At 63.4% G+C, this 18,382-nt stretch carries 14 protein-coding genes and 1 CRISPR repeat array; of the genes, 12 read left to right on the top strand and 2 right to left on the bottom strand.

Annotated features, from left to right (window positions below; all coding sequences use genetic code 11):
• Positions 1-573: 573 nt before the first annotated feature.
• From DPQ23_RS11505 to DPQ23_RS11450, 12 genes are all read left to right on the top strand, one after another.
• Positions 574-1,779: a tyrosine-type recombinase/integrase gene (locus tag DPQ23_RS11505; RefSeq protein WP_338067054.1), complete on the top strand. Its 1,206-nt coding sequence runs from the start codon at positions 574-576 to the stop codon at positions 1,777-1,779.
• A gap of 234 nt (positions 1,780-2,013) precedes the next feature.
• On the top strand, positions 2,014-2,214 hold the full coding sequence (locus tag DPQ23_RS11500; protein WP_112874942.1) for a helix-turn-helix transcriptional regulator: 201 nt from the start codon (positions 2,014-2,016) through the stop codon (positions 2,212-2,214).
• Complete coding sequence (locus DPQ23_RS11495; RefSeq protein ID WP_112874941.1) at positions 2,214-2,612, top strand: hypothetical protein; 399 nt, start codon at positions 2,214-2,216, stop codon at positions 2,610-2,612. Before DPQ23_RS11500 ends, DPQ23_RS11495 begins: the two co-directional genes overlap by 1 nt.
• Positions 2,613-2,735: 123 nt before the next feature.
• Positions 2,736-4,901, top strand: coding sequence for an AAA family ATPase (locus tag DPQ23_RS11490; RefSeq protein ID WP_112874940.1), 2,166 nt, complete (start codon positions 2,736-2,738; stop codon positions 4,899-4,901).
• Between the two features lie 272 nt (positions 4,902-5,173).
• A complete protein-coding gene (locus DPQ23_RS11485) occupies positions 5,174-6,706 on the top strand; it encodes a terminase large subunit domain-containing protein (protein ID WP_170310786.1) in 1,533 nt (510 codons plus the stop codon).
• Entirely contained in the window at positions 6,703-7,008 is a 306-nt protein-coding gene (locus DPQ23_RS11480; RefSeq protein ID WP_112874939.1) for an HNH endonuclease, read from the top strand. Before DPQ23_RS11485 ends, DPQ23_RS11480 begins: the two co-directional genes overlap by 4 nt.
• A 49-nt stretch (positions 7,009-7,057) precedes the next feature.
• Entirely contained in the window at positions 7,058-8,311 is a 1,254-nt protein-coding gene (locus tag DPQ23_RS11475) for a phage major capsid protein (protein ID WP_112874938.1), read from the top strand.
• Complete coding sequence (locus DPQ23_RS11470) at positions 8,311-8,664, top strand: hypothetical protein (RefSeq protein ID WP_112874937.1); 354 nt, start codon at positions 8,311-8,313, stop codon at positions 8,662-8,664. The genes DPQ23_RS11475 and DPQ23_RS11470 overlap by 1 nt, the downstream gene beginning before the upstream one ends.
• Positions 8,661-9,284 carry an HK97 family phage prohead protease gene (locus tag DPQ23_RS11465; protein WP_112874936.1) on the top strand — a complete coding sequence of 208 codons (624 nt, stop codon included), beginning with the start codon at positions 8,661-8,663 and terminating at the stop codon, positions 9,282-9,284. Before DPQ23_RS11470 ends, DPQ23_RS11465 begins: the two co-directional genes overlap by 4 nt.
• Positions 9,284-9,868 carry a hypothetical protein gene (locus DPQ23_RS11460; RefSeq protein WP_112874935.1) on the top strand — a complete coding sequence of 195 codons (585 nt, stop codon included), beginning with the start codon at positions 9,284-9,286 and terminating at the stop codon, positions 9,866-9,868. Before DPQ23_RS11465 ends, DPQ23_RS11460 begins: the two co-directional genes overlap by 1 nt.
• A gap of 65 nt (positions 9,869-9,933) precedes the next feature.
• Positions 9,934-10,956 (top strand): phage portal protein, encoded by a 1,023-nt coding sequence (locus DPQ23_RS11455; protein ID WP_240602651.1) that lies wholly within the window; start codon positions 9,934-9,936, stop codon positions 10,954-10,956.
• Positions 10,957-12,080: 1,124 nt separating this feature from the next.
• Entirely contained in the window at positions 12,081-13,322 is a 1,242-nt protein-coding gene (locus tag DPQ23_RS11450) for a tyrosine-type recombinase/integrase (protein ID WP_112874933.1), read from the top strand.
• A 499-nt stretch (positions 13,323-13,821) separates the two neighbouring features.
• On the opposite strand, the gene istB is transcribed toward DPQ23_RS11450, so the two are convergent.
• Both istB and istA read right to left on the bottom strand, forming a co-directional pair.
• A complete protein-coding gene (gene istB / locus DPQ23_RS11445; protein ID WP_112875032.1) occupies positions 13,822-14,616 on the bottom strand; it encodes an IS21-like element helper ATPase IstB in 795 nt (264 codons plus the stop codon).
• A complete protein-coding gene (gene istA / locus DPQ23_RS11440) occupies positions 14,606-16,135 on the bottom strand; it encodes an IS21 family transposase (RefSeq protein ID WP_112874931.1) in 1,530 nt (509 codons plus the stop codon). Before istA ends, istB begins: the two co-directional genes overlap by 11 nt.
• A 487-nt stretch (positions 16,136-16,622) precedes the next feature.
• Positions 16,623-18,237: direct repeats of the CRISPR family, unit length 29 nt; unit sequence CGGTTCATCCCCGCGCCTGCGGGGAACAG.
• Between the last annotated feature and the right edge of the window lie 145 nt (positions 18,238-18,382).

Below are 18,382 nucleotides of genomic sequence, written 5' to 3'. Positions count from 1 at the left end.
CAGGCTTTGGCGAGATGACTGGGGAACTTGCGGGGCGGGGATCGGTGGCGCAGGCGGTCGGCGGCGATGCGAGAGGATGTCGCCGCGGGTCGCCCCATGGTCGTGAGCCGGACGAATGGCCTGCCGCAGCGCGGTTTCTTCGATCCTGCAGGCGCGCACAGGCGCCGGGGCCAAGTCCTTGCAGCACAGATTTCGATCGCAGGCGCGAAGGAAAGGGAGCAGCGCGCTGCACAGGGAAGAGTCGAGTCCTGATCAGGTCGCCCGAGAGAGGGAGGTTCTCCGGCAACCTGAAGCCGGCCGTATGATCGCGCAGCGGCGCATCGTCACCGAGCCCGCCGGCCGGGTGCTAGCCTGCCGGCAAAGGACCGGGAAACAAGCAACAAGTCCATAGATTTACAGAAAGGTAATGGCGGAGAGGAAGGCCGCCTCATTAGCCTAATGCCGACAAATGCCGACTATTTTTTGCCTGTTTTTTCATACGGTTGCAAAAAAGGTCGTCGGGAACAGTCGGCTTGAATCCTGTCCAATCGCCCCCCTATTTGTGGGGAAGGGCGCTGATTGTGGGGAAGGCTGATGGCCCAAACGAAGGAATTGACGGCGCTGGACGTGAAGCGGTTGCCCGCGCCTGACAAGCCCAAGATGGTCGCGGTTGGCGGCGTCACGGGCCTGTATCTGAACCTGACGCCAACCGGGGGGCGGTCGTGGATCATGCGCGCCACCATCGGGGGCAAGCGCCGGGACGTAGGCTTGGGCAGCTATCCCAGCACGTCCTTGGCTGCGGCGCGCGAGGCGGCGCGGGACATGCTGGCGAAGGCCCGCCTTGGCATCGATCCGGCGAAGGAACGGCAAGAGGCAAAGGCCGAGCTTACCAAGGGACAGACATTCCGCGCCGCCGCCGAGGACTACCTGTCGCGCAAGCTGGTGGAATTCGATCATCCCAAATCGAGGCAACAGTGGCGCAACACCCTGGAAACCTATGCTTACCCCAAGTTGGGCAGCATGGACGTTGCCGCGATCACCTTGCGCGACGTGCTGGCCGTGCTGGAACCGATCTGGGCCAGCAAGACGGAAACCGCGTCCCGGCTGCGGGGCAGGATCGAGCGCGTCCTTGATGCGGCAGCGGTGGCCGGGCACCGGCCCGAGGACGCGCCAAACCCTGCTAGGTGGCGGGGCGGGCTTGAATTTCTGCTGGCGCGGCCCTCGAAAATTGCGGCGGTGGAGCATCACCCTGCCCTGCCGGTCGAGCGGATGCCGGACTTCTGGCGGGCGCTGGCGCGGCGCAAGGGGGTTGGCGCGGACGCGCTGCGGTTCGCCCTGCTGACTTGGGCGCGGTCGGGCGAGGTTAGAGGGGCCACGTTTGAAGAACTGGACCTAGAGCGGGCGGTCTGGGTCGTGCCACCGAGCCGGACCAAGCAGCGGCGGGAACATCGCGTTCCCCTGTCGCGGCAGGCCGTGGCGCTGCTGACCGCTTCCCCCCGGCGAGAAGGGCTGATCTTCCCGGCCCCGCGCGGCAAGCAGTTGACGGACATGGTTTTCACCACGCTGCTAAGGAAGATGGATGCCACGGAGATTGCGGCCGACCGGCCCGGCTGGCGCGATCCGCGCGCGGGGGGGCGCATTGCCACCCAACATGGCATTTCCCGAAGCACGGCGCGTGATTGGGCGGGCGACCATACCGAATTCCCCGTGATCTGGTCGAAGCCAGCTTGGCGCATAGCCTGGGCGCGGTGGAAGCGGCCTATCGCCGTTCTGACGCCTTGGAGCGCCGCCGCGAGATGATGCAGGCTTGCGCCGATTTTCTAACCGGCTGAAAATTACCCCATATTGCAAAGATGAATTGCGGCGGGCGAAAAAAGCTCGCCGTTTTCTTTTTGCTGAATGCGGGAATTAAGTTATGCGTCCCGTGTCCGCTTAACATTCCGAAATAGCAAGGCTGGATTGGTCAATACCTATTGACCGGTATTAGCCGGGCCCTGACATAATGGGGTATGAAGTCAGCTACGGAGAAATGTTATGGCGAATGAAAGCGCGATCCCGGTCCACCCGGAATGGCTGACCGACAAGCAGGTTGCGGCGTGGCTGTCGTGCCACAAATCGACCGTGTGGGATTTGGCGAAAGCAGGCCGCATCCCCAAGCCGCACAAATTCACCAATGGCATGAGCCGGTGGAATTGGGAAGAATTGCAACAGTGGAAAAACGAAATGGTGGCGTGATGGGAAAGAACATCGAAGCGACTGCGCAATACTGCGCCGAACAGGCGAGTGACCTTTTCAGCGGCGAAAAGGCGCTGATGCCCGAAGTGCAAGAAATCCTGCAAAGGCGGTTTGCCCTGGCAATCGGGCATAAGGTCCGGGTTCATTCGGGAACAATGACGCGCGCCGAGGTTGAAGTCTTCGCCGGGGCGGCGATCCCCCCGAACCTGATCCCGGTCTTCTGCCTTGCGGTCGGTGTGACGCCAGAGGGCTTCCCCGCCTTTGCCGCGCAGGGGTTTCTTGCCGACCATGAGCCGACGCCCGAGGAAATCAAGCGGGCGGAAAGAGGCGCGCTTGACGCGTTCGGCTATGGGAATGATGTGCCACGCTTCACGATTGAACAAGGCACCCGGCATTGAAGCAAAAGGCCCCGGCGAGGGTGAAACGCCGGGGCCAGTGTCGAGAACGCGAAGCCAATCGCGCGCCTTGAATATAGGCGCATCTGCCCCGCCAAGGCAACACCTAATTCGAGGCCATGCCCAATGAACGCCCAAACACCTATTTTTCCAGAACTCGACATTTCCGTGCTTGAACTATTCTGTGCGCTGGTCGCCGCTGACGGGCAGAAAGAGCATCTTTTTTACACATACCCGGACAACAAGCAGAAATTCCGGGAAGTGGAAAAAGCGGGCCTGGACCCTTACCGATTTTATTGGGGCAAACCGTCCGATTTTTCTGCCCAACTGACCGCCGATCAACTCGAAGGCCGCGCGGTTTCCGTTTTTCCGATTAGTAGTGAAATCCTGTTCACCGATCAGGACGGCGATCCGAGGGCATATCGGCTTGCCGAGCGTATCCCCCATGCTGACCTGACGCCCACGACGACTTACCAAACGTCCCTGCTGGGCGAGGTCTTTCTATGGCGCTTGCGGGGGCCGTTGTCAGACTTGGGCATCCCTTCCGAGGTCCGGGCCGCATGGCAGCCGGAGATTGAGCGTTACCTGCAATCGCCCTGGTTCCAGCGGCTCAAGGCGACCATTCCCCCTGAGTGGCATGAGACGCTTGCACGGCGCGTGTCGTTGGAATGGTTCGTCACCGCCGCTGATCTGGCCGAACTGACGGGGGGCGACGACAGCATCATCTGGCGCGGCATCCGCGCGCCCGGCTTCTGGCACCGCAAGGTGCAGCCGGAGAAAGGCCGCGACGGAGCCGCCTTTCAGGTAAAATTCAACAGTCCCGAAAATGCGCGCGCAACGCTGACGCAATTGAGGCAAGGCGCGTCACTGTTTCAGAATAAGCTGCGAAAAGCGATCATGAGAAAGCGCGAGCGTGAAAGTCGCGCGGCGGTTCCATCAGGAGAAGCAGGTGAACTGGCGGCATGGGAATATCTGCTGCAATTCGTTCCAGTTGGAAACTATAGCACGGCGGCAAAGGCAGGCTTTGCGCTGGACGAAGCTTTTGGAGACGACGCGCAAGAAATTTGGGAAAGCTGGGTGGACGAAAACACAAGCCTGAACAATCCTGAATGGGGCAACTGGAAGCATTATGAGGCGGGATTGGGTTTTATCCACGCGGTCGCAAAAAACGAGGGCGCAGACATGACGCAATTTTACGACTTGAAGAAAGAGCGCGAGAAGCGCAACGCAAAAGTGTCACAACGAAAACTGTCTTTGTTGAGGCTGGACAAGATCGAAGCCCCCCTTTCGTCAAATTACGTCGTGAAAGGCTTCTTGGGTGAAGGCGAGCTATCGGTGATGTATGCCGCCCCCGGATCGAAAAAGACGTTTCTTGCGCTGGACATGGCCTTGCATGTTACCAGCGGCACGCCTTGGTTCGGAATGCGTGTCAGGAAAGAGCCGGGCGCGGTTGTTTTCGTGGCGGCGGAAGGCGGCGAAGGCTTCAAGAGACGCATTGCCGCGTTCAAAAATGAACGCCCTGAAATTGCCGAGGCGGCGCTGAGCCGGTTCTTCCTTTATCCGGGGGTGATCGATCTGGGGCCGGGCGGCGCAGGGGCCGAGGAATTGCTGGACGCGATCAGGCGCGACGTGAACGGGCCGGTTTCCATGATTATCATTGACACGCTGGCGCGAACAATGGGCGCGGGCGACGAGAATGCACAAAAGGATATGGGAATTTACATCGCATCGGCTGATGCCTTGCGCGAGGAAACGGGCGCGCATGTGATGATCATTCATCACAGCGGCAAGGACGTGTCCAAGGGGGCGCTAGGGTCCAGCGCATTGCGCGGCGCGGCCGATACCGAGATCGAGCTTGCCCCCGATGATGACGTGCAAGGACTGGTCATCATCAAGAACACGAAGCAGCGGGACATGGCCGCCGGGCGTGAACTTGGGTTCATGCTGCATGACGTGGACTTGGGCCGGGATGACGATGGCGACCCGGTAAAAAGTGCGGTTGTCCTGCAATACGACATGACGCGGAAGCCCCCCGCCTCGGTGAAGCTGGCAGCACAGCATCAGCTTGCGCTGGACCTATTGCACAGGCTGGAAGCCGATGCGGATGGCTGGTCCAGCATGTCCGAGTGGGATGATGCCTGCGAGGATGCGGGATTGTCGCAGGCCGATACGCGCCACAGCCGCCGTAAGGCATTCACGCGGGCCGTGGCCGCGCTGGTGAAGGCGGGCCGGATCGAGAGCAACGGCGAGCGCGTGCGGATCGTGAGAACCCCCGATGATGACGTTATTTGAAGCGGGACAAGCGGGACATGTCCGGGACATGTCTGGACATGTCTGCAAGCCCCCCAGACGGGACAGACAGGGACACACCCCTATAGGGGTGTCCTGTCCTGTCCCGGTAGGGCCGGGACATGGGAAAGGTGGGGGCGTTCCGCCTTCTGGTTCCCGCTTCCCGACGCCCGATCTGGTGCCAATGCCCCGGACCCCTCGGGGGGTGCCGACGCGCAGGGGGGAGTTTCCCCCTCACATTTCCGAACGCGATCTGAAAAATTACGAGGTTGAAAATGGCACGTCCTGTCAGTGAGGCGACCCTCGCCCTGGACTTCCTCGCCACGCTGAAAATTCCCGAAGGCAAGCTTGCGGGCAAGCCGATGAAGCTGGCGACGTATCAGAAAGAGTTTGTGCGCGGCGCGCTGACAAAGAACGTCAATACCGGCGTGCTGTCCATCGGACGCGGCAACGCCAAGACGGCGCTGTCCGCCGGGCTGGCGCTGGGGCATCTGGTGGGAGCCTTCGATCCGCAGCCCCGCCGCGAAATCATCTTGGCCGCCCGCAACCGCGATCAGGCGAAAATCGCATTCGGGTTCGTGCTGGGCTTCATCGCGGGGCTGCCCGAGGATGAACAAGCCCTGTTCAAGATCAGGCGCGGGCAGGTTCTCGAAATCGAGTATCCCGGCAGCGGCGGGGGCCTGCTGCGCTGCATCGCGGCCGACGCAAAGACCGTGCTGGGGGGAAGCCCGACCTTTATCGTCATGGACGAGCGTGCCGCCTGGGAACCCGAGAAAGGGGACGCGCTGGAAAACGCGCTGCTGTCCGGCATGGGCAAGCGCGATGGACGCGCGCTGATCATCAGCACAAGCGCGCCGGATGACGCGAACACCTTTAGCCGCTGGATCGATGAACCCCCGCCCGGAACCTATGTGCAGGAAAACCGGCCCGAATTCGGGCTTCCCGCCGACGATCTGCCGTCGTTGCTGATTGCCAACCCCGGCGCGAAGGAAGGCATCGGGTCCACGCCCGAATGGCTACAGGCGCAGGCGCAGCGGGCGATTGCACGCGGCGGGCACGCGCTGTCGAGCTTCCGCAACCTGAACCGCAACGAGCGCGTGAGCGTGGAGAACCGTTCGGTGCTGGTGACGGTGGACGAATGGATGACGGCCGAGGTCACGCCCGACGCCCTGCCGCCGCGTGAAGGGCCGTGCGTCCTTGGCGTGGACTTGGGGGGCAGCCGCAGCATGTCCGCAGCGGCGCTGTATTGGCCGCTGACAGGCCGTCTCGAAACGGTCGGGGCCTTCCCGTCCGTTCCCGGCTTGGGCGACCGTGGAGCCGCTGACGGCGTTTCCGAGCGTTACTTGACAATGGCCGAACGGCGCGAGCTGGTCACGCTGGGGGAGAACACGGTTCCGCCGGCCGCATGGCTGGCCGATCTGCACCGCCGCGCGGCCGGTCATCCCGTTTCCGCAATCACGGGGGACCGCTTCCGCTGGGCCGAATTCAGCGAGGCGCTGCAAAAGAGCGGGTTGGCGCGGGTGCCATTCGTGAGCCGGGGCATGGGCTGGAAGGATGGAAGCGAGGACGTGGAACGCTTCCGCCGTGCGCTGTTTGACGGGCAGGTGAAAACCGTGCCGTCGCTGTTGCTGCGATCCGCCTTTGCCGATGCGATTGTGCTGATTGATCCGGCGGGCAACGCCAAGCTGGCAAAGGCGCGCTCGAAAGGCCGGATCGATGCCGCCGCCGCAACGATCTTGGCGGTTGCCGAAGGGCAGCGGATGATTGCGCGCCCGCAATCCACCGGGGCGCGGGTGGGGTTCGGATGAGCCGCAGCCGTTACCCCGATTATTCCGTCAAGGTGCGGCAATCCGCGCAATGGAAGCGGCTGCGTTGGGAAATCCTGAAACGCGACGGGTTCCGCTGCAAAATCTGCGGCGCGGTCGGCCGGCTGGAAATTGATCACATCAAGCCGGTGCGCAATCACCCCGAATTGTCGTTTGGCGCAGAAAACCTGCAAGCCCTGTGCGTCCCCTGCCATTCGCGCAAGACGCAATCCGAGACGGGGGACCGCAATTCCTGTTCCCCCGAGCGGAAGCAATGGCTGACCCTATTGCGGAACGGGATTTGACGCGGCATTTATCGGTATGGCCCCTGATACCCCGTGAAGGTTATGTCCAATGCTGAATTCCGTCAAAATCGCCAAGCGGCAATCTGAAATTCGCCAGCAACTCGCAATTCTTGCGGCGAAAGAAAACCCAGACGAAAACGAAACGCGGCAAATGGAAACGCTGGATGCGGAGTATCGATCCAACGAAACCCGCTACCGCGCCGCGCTGACGGCCGAAGATGAAACCCGCAATGCCGCGCGCGAGGAACTGGAAACGCGCGAGGGGCGCGAATGGGATGAACTGGTGTCGCGTTTCGAGGCGCGCCAGATTGTCGCCGCGCTGGATCACGGGGCGCAACTGACCGGCGAAACCGCCGAGATTGTGCAGGAAATGCGGTCGCAAGGGAACTATCGCGGCTTCCCCGTGCCGCTGGCGGCGCTGGAACGGCGCGAGCTTGTGACCGGCACCACGGTTGCCGCTGACGTGCCCCGCCCGGTGGCGAGCCGCCCCCTCATTGACCGCGTGTTCCCCGCCAGCGTGGCGGGGCGACTGGGGGCCGAGGTCGTCAACATTACCCAAGGCAACCTGCTGTTCCCCGTCGCTACGGGGGGCGCGGTGGCGGGCTGGGCACCGACCGAGGGCGCAGACGTGCCGGGGCCGTTCCCGTTCAAATATGCCGAGCGCGCCCTGACCCCCGATCACACGCTGGGGGCGCATATGCGTATCACGCGCCGCGCGCTGAAACAGGCGGGGGCGGGCCTTGAAGCCGCGATCCGGCGAGACATGAGCGCGGCAATCGAAGCCGAGCTTGACCGCACGATCATCAACGGCAAGGGCGCGGATGGCGAACCGCTGGGCATCATCCCCGGCGCGTCCGAATACGGGATTGCCTCAACCCCCGTGGGGACCGTGCCAAGCTGGGCCGCGTTCCGCGCCGCCGCTGTCCGCTTCATGCAAGGCAACATGGCGAAAAGCCCGTCCGAAATCCGCGTGGCCTTCGATCCCCTGGTTTGGGGCGATCTGGACGCCGCGCTGATCGAAGGCACCGCCGTTTCGGAATTCGACCGGCTGACGAAGAACATTCCGGCAAGCCAGATTGCGCTGACCAATGTTCTGCCGGACGGCACCGCGATCCTGACGACGAACGCGGGTGGCGTGGCCCCGATCTATGTGGGGATTTACGGCGGGCTTGACGTGATCCGCGATCCGTATTCGGACGCGCAATCGGGCACGCTGCGCCTGACCGCGCTTGTGACCGCCGATGTGACCGTGGCGCGCGGGTCGCAACTGCTGATCCTCACCGGCCTTTCGGGAACCCCCTGATGACCGCACATGCGCAACAGGCAGCCAGCGTGATCCGCCGTCATGGAACGGTTGGCTATCTGTTGCGCGCGGTCGAGGTCGCGGGCGAATTCCCGTGGGAACCGGGTTCAACGCAAATGACGGCTTATCCCTGCCGCATCCTGATTGGCAGCTTTCGCGGGCTGGAACTGGCAAACACGCTTATTCAGGTGAACGATGTGCGCGTGCTGATTTCCGCCGAGGGGCTGCAAATCACGCCGGAAACATCGGACGTGCTGCAACTGTCCAACATGGACCGCACGTTTCAAATCCTCGCCACGCGCGAGGCGATGCCTGCGGGCGTGCCGCTGTATTACGAGGTTCACGCCCGATGATGCCGCTGGAAATCCGCGCCGCAACCGGCGGTTCATCGATCCTGACCGCGCGCTTTCCGTATGGCGACCGTGCGACCATCAGCGACGGGGGGAAATCCGGCCGTCCCCGCAAAGAACAATTCCGGCCTGGGGCCTTCACGCATTCGATCAATTCCCCCAATCAGGAAATCAATCTGCTGGTGGGGCATGATTTCTCGCGCCCGCTGGCAAGCAAGAATGCGGGAACGCTGCAAGTCGATGACCGCAAGGATGCGCTGATCATTGAAGCGGAAATGCTGCCCGCCATGAAACAAACGAGCCATTGGCAGGATTTCTTCGCGGGCTATTCGTCCGGGCTGATCACCGGCATTTCCCCCGGTTTCCGCATCCCCCCGCCGTCCGCCGTTCCGGTGGCGGAAATCTTCGAGGAAGAACCGCCGTCGCTGGGCCGGGCGATCATCCGCACGATCCTTGCGGCGATCCTGTTTGAATTCAGCCTTGTGACGCGGCCCGCCTATCGCAAGACAAGCGTGAGCATCCGCGATTATGTGCCGCCGTCTGAGGTCAGCCCCGACGACGCGGCGAATGATCCCTATGCCATGCCGTCGCAATTCCGCAATCCGCAGAACAGGTGGCGCTGATGACGGTTGTTCGATTTGCCGCATGGTCGCGTGAGGAACAACCGCTGCACGGCTGGTTGCCGGTGCCCACGTCCAACCCGGATGCGGCTGCAATCCCCCCGGCCGCGATCTGGCGGCGCTTGGAGCATTGGGCAGGCCGGTATTTCATCAAGCGGCCGATCACGTTCGAGTTTGAGGGGCCGGGCTTTGTCCAAAAACAGGACGTTGCCTTTGAGGGCGCGGAATATCAGGTCATGGATTGGAATTCCGGCGAAATCGTGACCATTCCCGCACCGATGCCGCGCAACGCGGGAAAGCAATACGTCCCTGCCGGACGTTACCGCGCCACCGGGCTTGCCGGTCTTGAATTGGCGCTATTCCCTGAAATCACCTATGCGGCGGGCATGTTCGCCAACTATCTGGCCGAGGTCCAGAAAGCCCCCGAGGGCGCGCATATCGCCGCTGAAAGCTATTCGATCAGCTTGGGCGGTGACGTGACCGAAAGCTGGCGCAAGGGCCGCAACCCGGTTGCCAACGCGCTGTTTGCGTCCGGCGCGGCGTCCATCCTGCTGCCGTTCAAAAAGACGAAAGGCAAATACCTGTGAAATTGCTTGACCGTCTGTTGCGCCGTGATGCGCCCCCCGTTGAAAAGCGCGCCGAATATGTCGGCGTGACACATCAGATTGTCGCGGCGCGGGCGGAATACCTGTTCGGCCGGTCCAACTTGGCCGAACTGACCGCGACGGTGCAAACCTGCGTGACCTTGTGGGAAAACGGCATGGCCCTCGCGGACGTATCGGGCACTGACTTGTTCGGCCCGGCCCAGCTTGCCATGACGGCGCGGTCCTTGGCCCTGACCGGCGAAGCCCTGTGGATCGTGCGCGAGGATGGCACGCTTGCGCCCGCGACCGACTGGACCATCAGCACGCGCGGGGGGCAGCCGGTGGCCTACCGCGTGACCGTGCCGGACGTGAACGGGGGGCGGGCCGAGACGCGGCTTGCGGCCGAGGTTTTGCACGTCCGCATCGGGGCTGCGCCGTCCGCGCCGTGGGCTGGGCGGTCCCCCCTGGCGCGGTCCAGCCTGTCGGCCGAGTTGCTGGCGGCGGTCGAGGTCGCGTTGCGCGACGTGTATCGGGATGCCCCCTTCGGGTCGTCCGTGATCCCTTTCCCCGAAGCGGCCGAGCTTGATCTGGACGACATATCGCGGGGCCTGCAAGGCTACCGGGGTCGCGTGCTTGTGCGCGAGAGCGTGCAGGTCCAAGCCGCCGGGGGGCCTGCCCCTGCCGCTGACTGGCGGCCGTCCGACCTGTCCCCCGACCTGTCGCGTTCGGGCTTCCCCGACGCCCTGCAAGCGGCCCGTGGCGCGATCTGCACCGCCTTCGGCGTCCTGCCCTGCCTGCTGGTGCCGAACGGACAGGGACCGGCGATCCGCGAAGCGCAGCGGCATCTGGCCGTGTGGCAGTTGCAGCCGATGGCGGCGCTGATGGCGCAGGAACTCACCGCCAAGCTGGGCGCATCGGTGGAAATCGACGTGGGCCGTCCGCTGCAAGCCTTCGACGTGTCGGGCCGCGCGCGGGCGCTGGCGACGATCATCGGCGCGCTGGCGCAGGCCAAAGAGGCGGGCCTGTCCGATGACGTGGTGCAGGCCACACTGGAAAAGGTGAACTGGTCAGAGGGCGACGGCATCGCCTGACGGGAAGCTTGACAGAGCAGGGAATGGGATGGTGTGGTTCACTAAAAATCTTCCCACCGTTCTATGAGTATGCAATATGAACATATTGTTAGCTTTGTGTTTCGTCGGTTTTGCTGTGTTTTCGGTAGTGCAGCTAATTATGACAGTTTTCCAGAAGCCCCGGTTGCTGCACTTGAAAAGGTCGGGGTTAGGACTTCTAGGAGCTTTCCTGTGCCTTATAGGCGGCGCTGTGATCTCCTTTGATTCTGACGTTGTTAGCGTCTCGGATACGTCAACAGGGACTACGGTTGAACCTTCTGGTGATATACAGGAAGGTAGCAGTGCAACTCAGAACAAGGTAGCACCGGCGGCGCCAACAGTTGCAGCTCTCGACACCGTCCCTGCGCTAAATGCACAAACTGGAAATCCGCGACCGCGACCTCGACCAGCCGACCACGCTGACAAAGTGCCAGAAACGGAAGCACCTAGAAAAAACGCTGAGAACACAACAGAGATACTTCCTGGGCAGTGGGCGCGGGCGTTCTGTAAAATGGTTGATAGAACCGGCCTAACTTCCTCTCCTTGCGAAGTTAGCTTATGGAATAGTGAAATTATCATATCAATTGATATGATAGCAAGCGAAGCTCGTGCGCTTTGCCCTGATTTAGTCAAAATGATGAAGGGACAAGGAGCGACGTTCGATCCGGGTTGGACCTTGCAGATACGAAGCCCCTACAGCGGCGATCAGTCGATAGCCTTCTGTCGTATCAGCTAGTCCGTGACGCCCTCGGCCTTCTCGTGCGCACTATGGCCGCGTTCGTCGGGGGATGGGGCGACCGGCGGGCACGAGCTTCAAAGCCGGGTTGTGCTTAACATCACGCGATTGTGTGGGGAAGCCCGTGGGGAAACCGGAGCGAACACGGAAACCCTCAATGAAAACAATGTCTTGCAGGGATGTCTGGCGGAGACGAAGAAACCGAGAACATGGTTTCAAGCGCCTTCATCGAACCTCACGAATGGCAACCAAGTAGCTGTGATAAATAACCTTTATCCGTCAGAAGCCCTCATCGGGCCTCATGCGGATTTAGACCAGCTCAGTGCCGTTCGCTACCTTTGCCGTGTCCGGGTAGCGCATAACGGAGACCATGATGGCACTGACCGTGAAACACATCGAAGCCGCGAAGCACGGCATCGCGAAGGAGCGCATGAGCGACGGCTCGGGCCTTTATCTGCGCCTCTATCCTTCTGGCAAAAAGGTTTTCCAGGTGCAGGTCGGCAAGGAGCCCGGCTCCTCTTCCAGGGTGTGGGTGAGCCTTGGGGTCTTTCCGGAACTCAGCCTCAAGGAAGCCCGTGACGTCGCGGGTTGGGTGCGCCTCCAGTCCTCGCGCGGCTGGACTGCCGATCGGATCCGCACCGCGCTGCGTTCGGATAACGGCGCAACCGGCGATGCACCTGCGAACGCGCCTACCCGTCAGGTCACTTTCCGCGAGGTTGCGGAGGTCTGGTTCAAGCGTAAGCGCGCCGGACTGAAGAACGGCAAGCACATCGACCAGAACTGGAACACGATGGTGGCCTATGCCTTCCCAACGCTGGGCAACCGTCCGATTTGCGAGGTCGCGCGGCTCGAGGTGGTGGAGGCACTCCGTCCGATCTGGCACAGCAAGAACGAGACGGCGCGCCGGACGCTCGGCCGGATCCGCGAGGTCTTCGAGGTCGCCAAGCTCGAGCATGATGTCGGGATCAGTCCTGCCGATTTCGACCCCAAGATCGCCTATGGCCATGTGCGGCGTCGGACCAAGCACTTCGGCGCGCTGGTCTGGGAGCGCGTCCCGGAGTTCTGGGCCTGGCTGCAGGAGGCTCCCTGCGACGAGCAGACGCGACAGTTCGTCATGCTGCTGGTGCTGAGCGCCAAGCGCACGGGCGAGGTTCGCTTCGCCCGCCCCGGGTTCCGGAATGCCCGGGCATCAACCTGGACCACGCCCGCCGAGTTGATGAAGCGGGGGCGGGAGCATCGCGTGCCTCTGAGCCCGCAGGCCGAGATCGTCTGGGAGAATGCGCTGCTGCTGACCCAGGATCCCGCCTTTGTGTTCGGCAAGCCACGGAACCGGTCCGGCGTCATCTGCGAGAACACCGCCCTGAAACTGGTGAAGGGTTTCGATCCTTCGATTACCGGACATGGCTTCCGGTCAAGCTTCAAGGGCTGGGCGCGGGCACAGCGCCGCTATGAGCACGACGCCATCGAGTTCGCTCTTGCGCATCGTCTGCCGCCGCTCGAAGAGGCCTATCTTCGGGAGGACCTTCTCACCGAACGAAGAATCCTCATGCGCGACTGGGCGGACTACGTGACAGCTGGAAATCTGCCGGCGCGCTTGCTTGAGCAGATCTGATCACGCCGGAAGCCGGTCTGCTGTTCATTTCCTTCAGCAGACCGGCTCCGCCACTGCTCAGCGGTTTCAAGAGCCGTGTCGGCCGAGATGACCGCCATAAGGCCAGCTATCATACGGTCCGCATCCTGGATTGGACGCCCCGTCCCAGCCAGCACCGACGCCAGCACCAGGTCCGTTCCGCGTGAAGGTCGGTGCTCAGTCAGCAGGCGCGCCGAGGCGACCGGTCGCACGATGCGTCTGCGGGCCTTCACGGCGGCAAGCACGTCCCTTGAGAGGTTCCGCCCGAATTGGAGCCATGCCGACGACACCGGCAAGTGGCCCGGCAAGCGGCGTTGCCTGGACGGAAGGGCGCGCTTAGGATCGCATGACGGCTGCGCGCGCAGGATCACGTCCGTCAATGTGGTGTAATTCCCCAGATGGCCTGAGTGTTGATTTTCACCTGAAACTGACCCGGGTTTTCCATCGAGAAGTGACCCACCTTCAGGTTATGTTTCGTGGGTCAGGCTTGGGTCAAGGCATGGCCGGCCTCCTTGGTTTTCCTGGCTGCTGCCGCTGAGCTTGCCTTGAAGCGGAAGCTGTCGTTTCCGGTCTCCAGGATGTGGCAGCGGTGGGTGAGGCGATCGAGCAGCGCGGTGGTCATTTTGGCGTCGGCGAAGACCGAGGCCCATTCGCTGAAGCCGAGGTTGGTGGTAATCACGACGCTGGTGCGCTCATAAAGCTTGCTCAGGAGATGGAAGAGCAGCGCACCGCCCGAGGCGCTAAACGGCAAGTAGCCCAGTTCGTCCAGGATCACGAGATCGAGCCGGGTCAGGCTTTCAGCGATCTGTCCGGCCTTGCCCCTGGCCTTTTCCTGCTCGAGCGCGTTGACCAGTTCGATGGTGGAGAAGAACCGGACCTTTCGCCGGTGATGCTCGATGGCCTGGATGCCGAGAGCGGTTGCGACATGGGTCTTGCCGGTGCCGGGGCCGCCGATCAGCACGACGTTCTGCGCGCCGTCGATGAACTCGCAGCGGTGGAGCTGGCGCACCGTGGCCTCGTTGATCTCGCTGGCAGCGAAGTCGAAGCCCGAGAGATCCTTGTAGGCCGGGAAGCGCGCGGCCTTCATGTGATAGGCAATGGAGCGCACTTCGCGTTCCGCCAGTTCGGCCTTCAGCAGCTGGGACAGGATCGGCACGGCCGCCTCGAATGCCGGCGCCCCCTGTTCGATCAGGTCGGCGACGGCCTGGGCCATTCCGTGCATCTTCAGGCTGCGAAGCATGATGACGATGGCAGCACTGGCGGGATCATGACGCATGGCGGTCTCCGATCTGCGCCCGCAGGTCGTCATAGCGTTCGACGTTCGCCTTTGGCTCGTGGCGCAGGACCAGCGCCTGCGGAGTATCGATACCAGGACCCCCGCTGGTCTTGCCGTCGATCAGCCTGTGCAGCAGATTCAGCACATGGGTCTTGGTCGCGACGCCTTCGGCCAGAGCCATTTCCACAGCAACCAGCACGGCCTGCTCATCGTGGTGCAGGACCAGCGCCAGGATATCGACCATCTCCCGATCGCCACCGGGTCGTCGCAGCATCTGGTCCTGCAATTGCCGGAAAGCCGGGGGCAGTTCCGCGAAGGGCGCACCGTTCCTGAGGGCACCCGGCTTGCGCTGGATGACGGCCAGATAATGCCGCCAGTCATAGATCGTGCGCGACGGCAGGTGATGGGACCGCTGGATCACCCGCTCATGTTCGCACAGGATCTGTCCCTCGGCAGCAACCACCAGCCGATCCGGGTAGACCCTCAGGCTGACGGGCCGGTTGGCGAAGGGCGCCGGCACGCTGTAGCGATTGCGTTCGAAGCTGATCAGACAGGTGGGCGAGACACGCTTGCTCCGCTCGACGAAGCCGTCGAAGGCAGGCGGCAGCGGCATCAGCGCAGTTTGCTCCTCAGCCCAGGCGTCGGCGACCGTTCCGGGCAAAACCCCGTGCGGGATCTCGCGCCACAACTCCAGGCAGCGCCGTTCCAGCCAGGCGTTCAGCGCCGCCAGGTCAGGAAAGTTCGGCATCGGCTGCCACAAACGAGGGCGTGCATCCTGGACGTTCTTCTCGACCTGCCCCTTCTCCCACCCTGACGCAGGATTGCAGAACTCAGGCTCGAAGACATAGTGGTTGGTCATGGCGAGGAAGCGGATGTTGACCTGCCGTTCCTTCCCGCGACCGACGCGATCGACCGCCGTCTTCATGTTGTCGTAGATGCCGCGGCCCGGCACGCCGCCGAAGACGCGGAACCCGTGCCAGTGGGCATCGAACAGCATCTCGTGGGTTTGCAGCAGATAGGCCCGGACCAGGAAGGCCCGGCTGTGCGCCAGCTTGATGTGGGCGACCTGAAGCTTCGTGCGCTCGCCCCCCAGCACCGCGTAATCCTCGCTCCAGTCGAACTGGAAGGCCTCGCCCGGGCGGAAGATCAGCGGAACGAAGGTGCCGCGCCCTGTGGTCTGCTGCTCGCGCTGCCGGTCCACCCGCCATTGCCGGGCAAAGGCCGCGACCCGGCCGTAGGAGCCGGTGAAGCCGAGTGCCACAAGGTCGGCATGGAGCTGCTTCAGCGTCCGGCGCTGCTTGCGTGACTTGCCGGCTTCCGTCTTCAGCCACGCCGCCAGCTTCTCGGCAAACGGATCGAGCTTGCTCGGCCGCTCAGGCGTTGCGAACCTCGGCTCGATGGTGCCAGCGTTCAGATACTTCCTGATGGTGTTGCGCGACAGACCGGTCCGCCGTGCGATCTCCCGGATCGGCAGCTTCTCCCGCAACGCCATGCGTCGAATGATGTTCAAAAGTCCCATGTGGATCACTCCGTTACCCCGCCGCGCTCCGCTTTGGGGAAGGGTCACATGGGTCAGTTCTCAGTGGAAATTACGCGCCTACCCGGGTCAGTTCCGGATGAAAATCAACAGTCCGGGGTTGAAGCGTCGAAACTCCACCTCGACCATACACCTCGATGGCCACCTCGGGTTACACCGGCAGCGCCAGCGAAATTACACCACCTGCGCGGACACTACCGCGCGCAGAACGGCGCGCTTCAGGCACTGCCCCGACCGGAGGAAGACCCATGACCGGCAAGACCCTGTTCATCACCGGCGCCTCCAGCGGCCATGCTGATCTTTCCCGCCATCGCCCCGCCGCCCGCCACTGACCCTGATCGCGGTCGCCGAACGGTCAGCTGCCGGGCATCCTTCGGTCACCTTTCATGCGAGGCAATGCGCCAGTCCAGTTCCTGATGTCGTTTGACAGGGAACAGCAAGGCCGCCGAACTCTGGGCCGTGCAGGCGGCGGTTCATCCCCGCGCCTGCGGGGAACAGGGGCGGCGCAACTCGTTCGCCTCATCCGAGGACGGTTCATCCCCGCGCCTGCGGGGAACAGTTGCGGCGCTGTCGGCGATATAGGGCACGCCGCGGTTCATCCCCGCGCCTGCGGGGAACAGACGATGATGCAGCCCACCTGCGTGGACGGGTCCGGTTCATCCCCGCGCCTGCGGGGAACAGCCGCGGAACGGGACGATCTGGCCCACCGCGACCGGTTCATCCCCGCGCCTGCGGGGAACAGCGCATCCGCGCCGCCGTCCAGCGCGGCGCCGCCGGTTCATCCCCGCGCCTGCGGGGAACAGGAGCCAGCCCCCGGACATCTTCACCGCCGTGGCGGTTCATCCCCGCGCCTGCGGGGAACAGAGGGTATCGATGTCCCCGCTGCGGATGCGCGCCGGTTCATCCCCGCGCCTGCGGGGAACAGCTCGTTTCGGGGCACCCTCGCCGGCGGTCACACGGTTCATCCCCGCGCCTGCGGGGAACAGCCGCGCCGCAGCGGCCGGTTCCAAAGCCCGCCCGGTTCATCCCCGCGCCTGCGGGGAACAGGATCACCCAGGTGGGCTTTTTCGTCTTGGCCGGGGTTCATCCCCGCGCCTGCGGGGAACAGCGATTGACGAAATGCCCCATCACGATGCTGCGCGGTTCATCCCCGCGCCTGCGGGGAACAGGGTCTCGTCGTAGTCGTATTCGATGCCAGCGACGGTTCATCCCCGCGCCTGCGGGGAACAGAAATCGACCTGGGCGCGCTAGGGATTGAGCGTCGGTTCATCCCCGCGCCTGCGGGGAACAGGCCCCCTGCCGCCTCTGCACCGCAGGCGAGATCGGTTCATCCCCGCGCCTGCGGGGAACAGTCGCCGAACGCCACGAGGAAAAGCTGCTGGCCCGGTTCATCCCCGCGCCTGCGGGGAACAGTCCCAGTCGTCGGCGCTGATCTGGCGGGTGCGCGGTTCATCCCCGCGCCTGCGGGGAACAGCGAGCAGTTGCCGAGCCGTCACCCCGCCGTGGCGGTTCATCCCCGCGCCTGCGGGGAACAGGGCCTCGACCAGCTGCTGCGCGAAGACCATGGCGGTTCATCCCCGCGCCTGCGGGGAACAGAGCTGGATGGAGGCGTCGATCCACTCGCCGGGCGGTTCATCCCCGCGCCTGCGGGGAACAGTATTTGAATGGGATGACGCCGCCGGTCCCGCCCGGTTCATCCCCGCGCCTGCGGGGAACAGTGGATGCCGCCGAATGACACGTCCCGCCCTCTCAGTTCATCCCCGCGCCTGCGGGGAACAGAGATGGTCGAACTCGCCCTCCTCCTCGCTCACCGGTTCATCCCCGCGCCTGCGGGGAACAGCGCATCACCTGCGGCCCGGCGAAAATGCCCACAGGTTCATCCCCGCGCCTGCGGGGAACAGGCCTGCGCCTTGCGTGCCGTCTCGGCATCTGCCGGTTCATCCCCGCGCCTGCGGGGAACAGAGCGGTGCCCCGGTGGTCGCCCATCCATGCGATGGTTCATCCCCGCGCCTGCGGGGAACAGTGATTCACATAGATCGGCAACCGCTCAAACCCCGGTTCATCCCCGCGCCTGCGGGGAACAGGCCTTGATGCCGAGCGAGTTGATGCGCGTGATCGGTTCATCCCCGCGCCGGTCGTGTCTCGGAAGTGGTGGAAATTGGAAGGCGGCGTAATCTCCGGGTGAAGTCTCACCCACCCAACCGGCGGCGGCAACCGCCAGGGAGATCA

The organism is Paracoccus endophyticus (assembly GCF_003286075.1).
GTDB lineage: Bacteria > Pseudomonadota > Alphaproteobacteria > Rhodobacterales > Rhodobacteraceae > Paracoccus > Paracoccus endophyticus.
The sequence above is the reverse complement of the archived record's forward strand: the minus strand, read 5'-3'. Positions and strand labels throughout refer to the sequence as shown.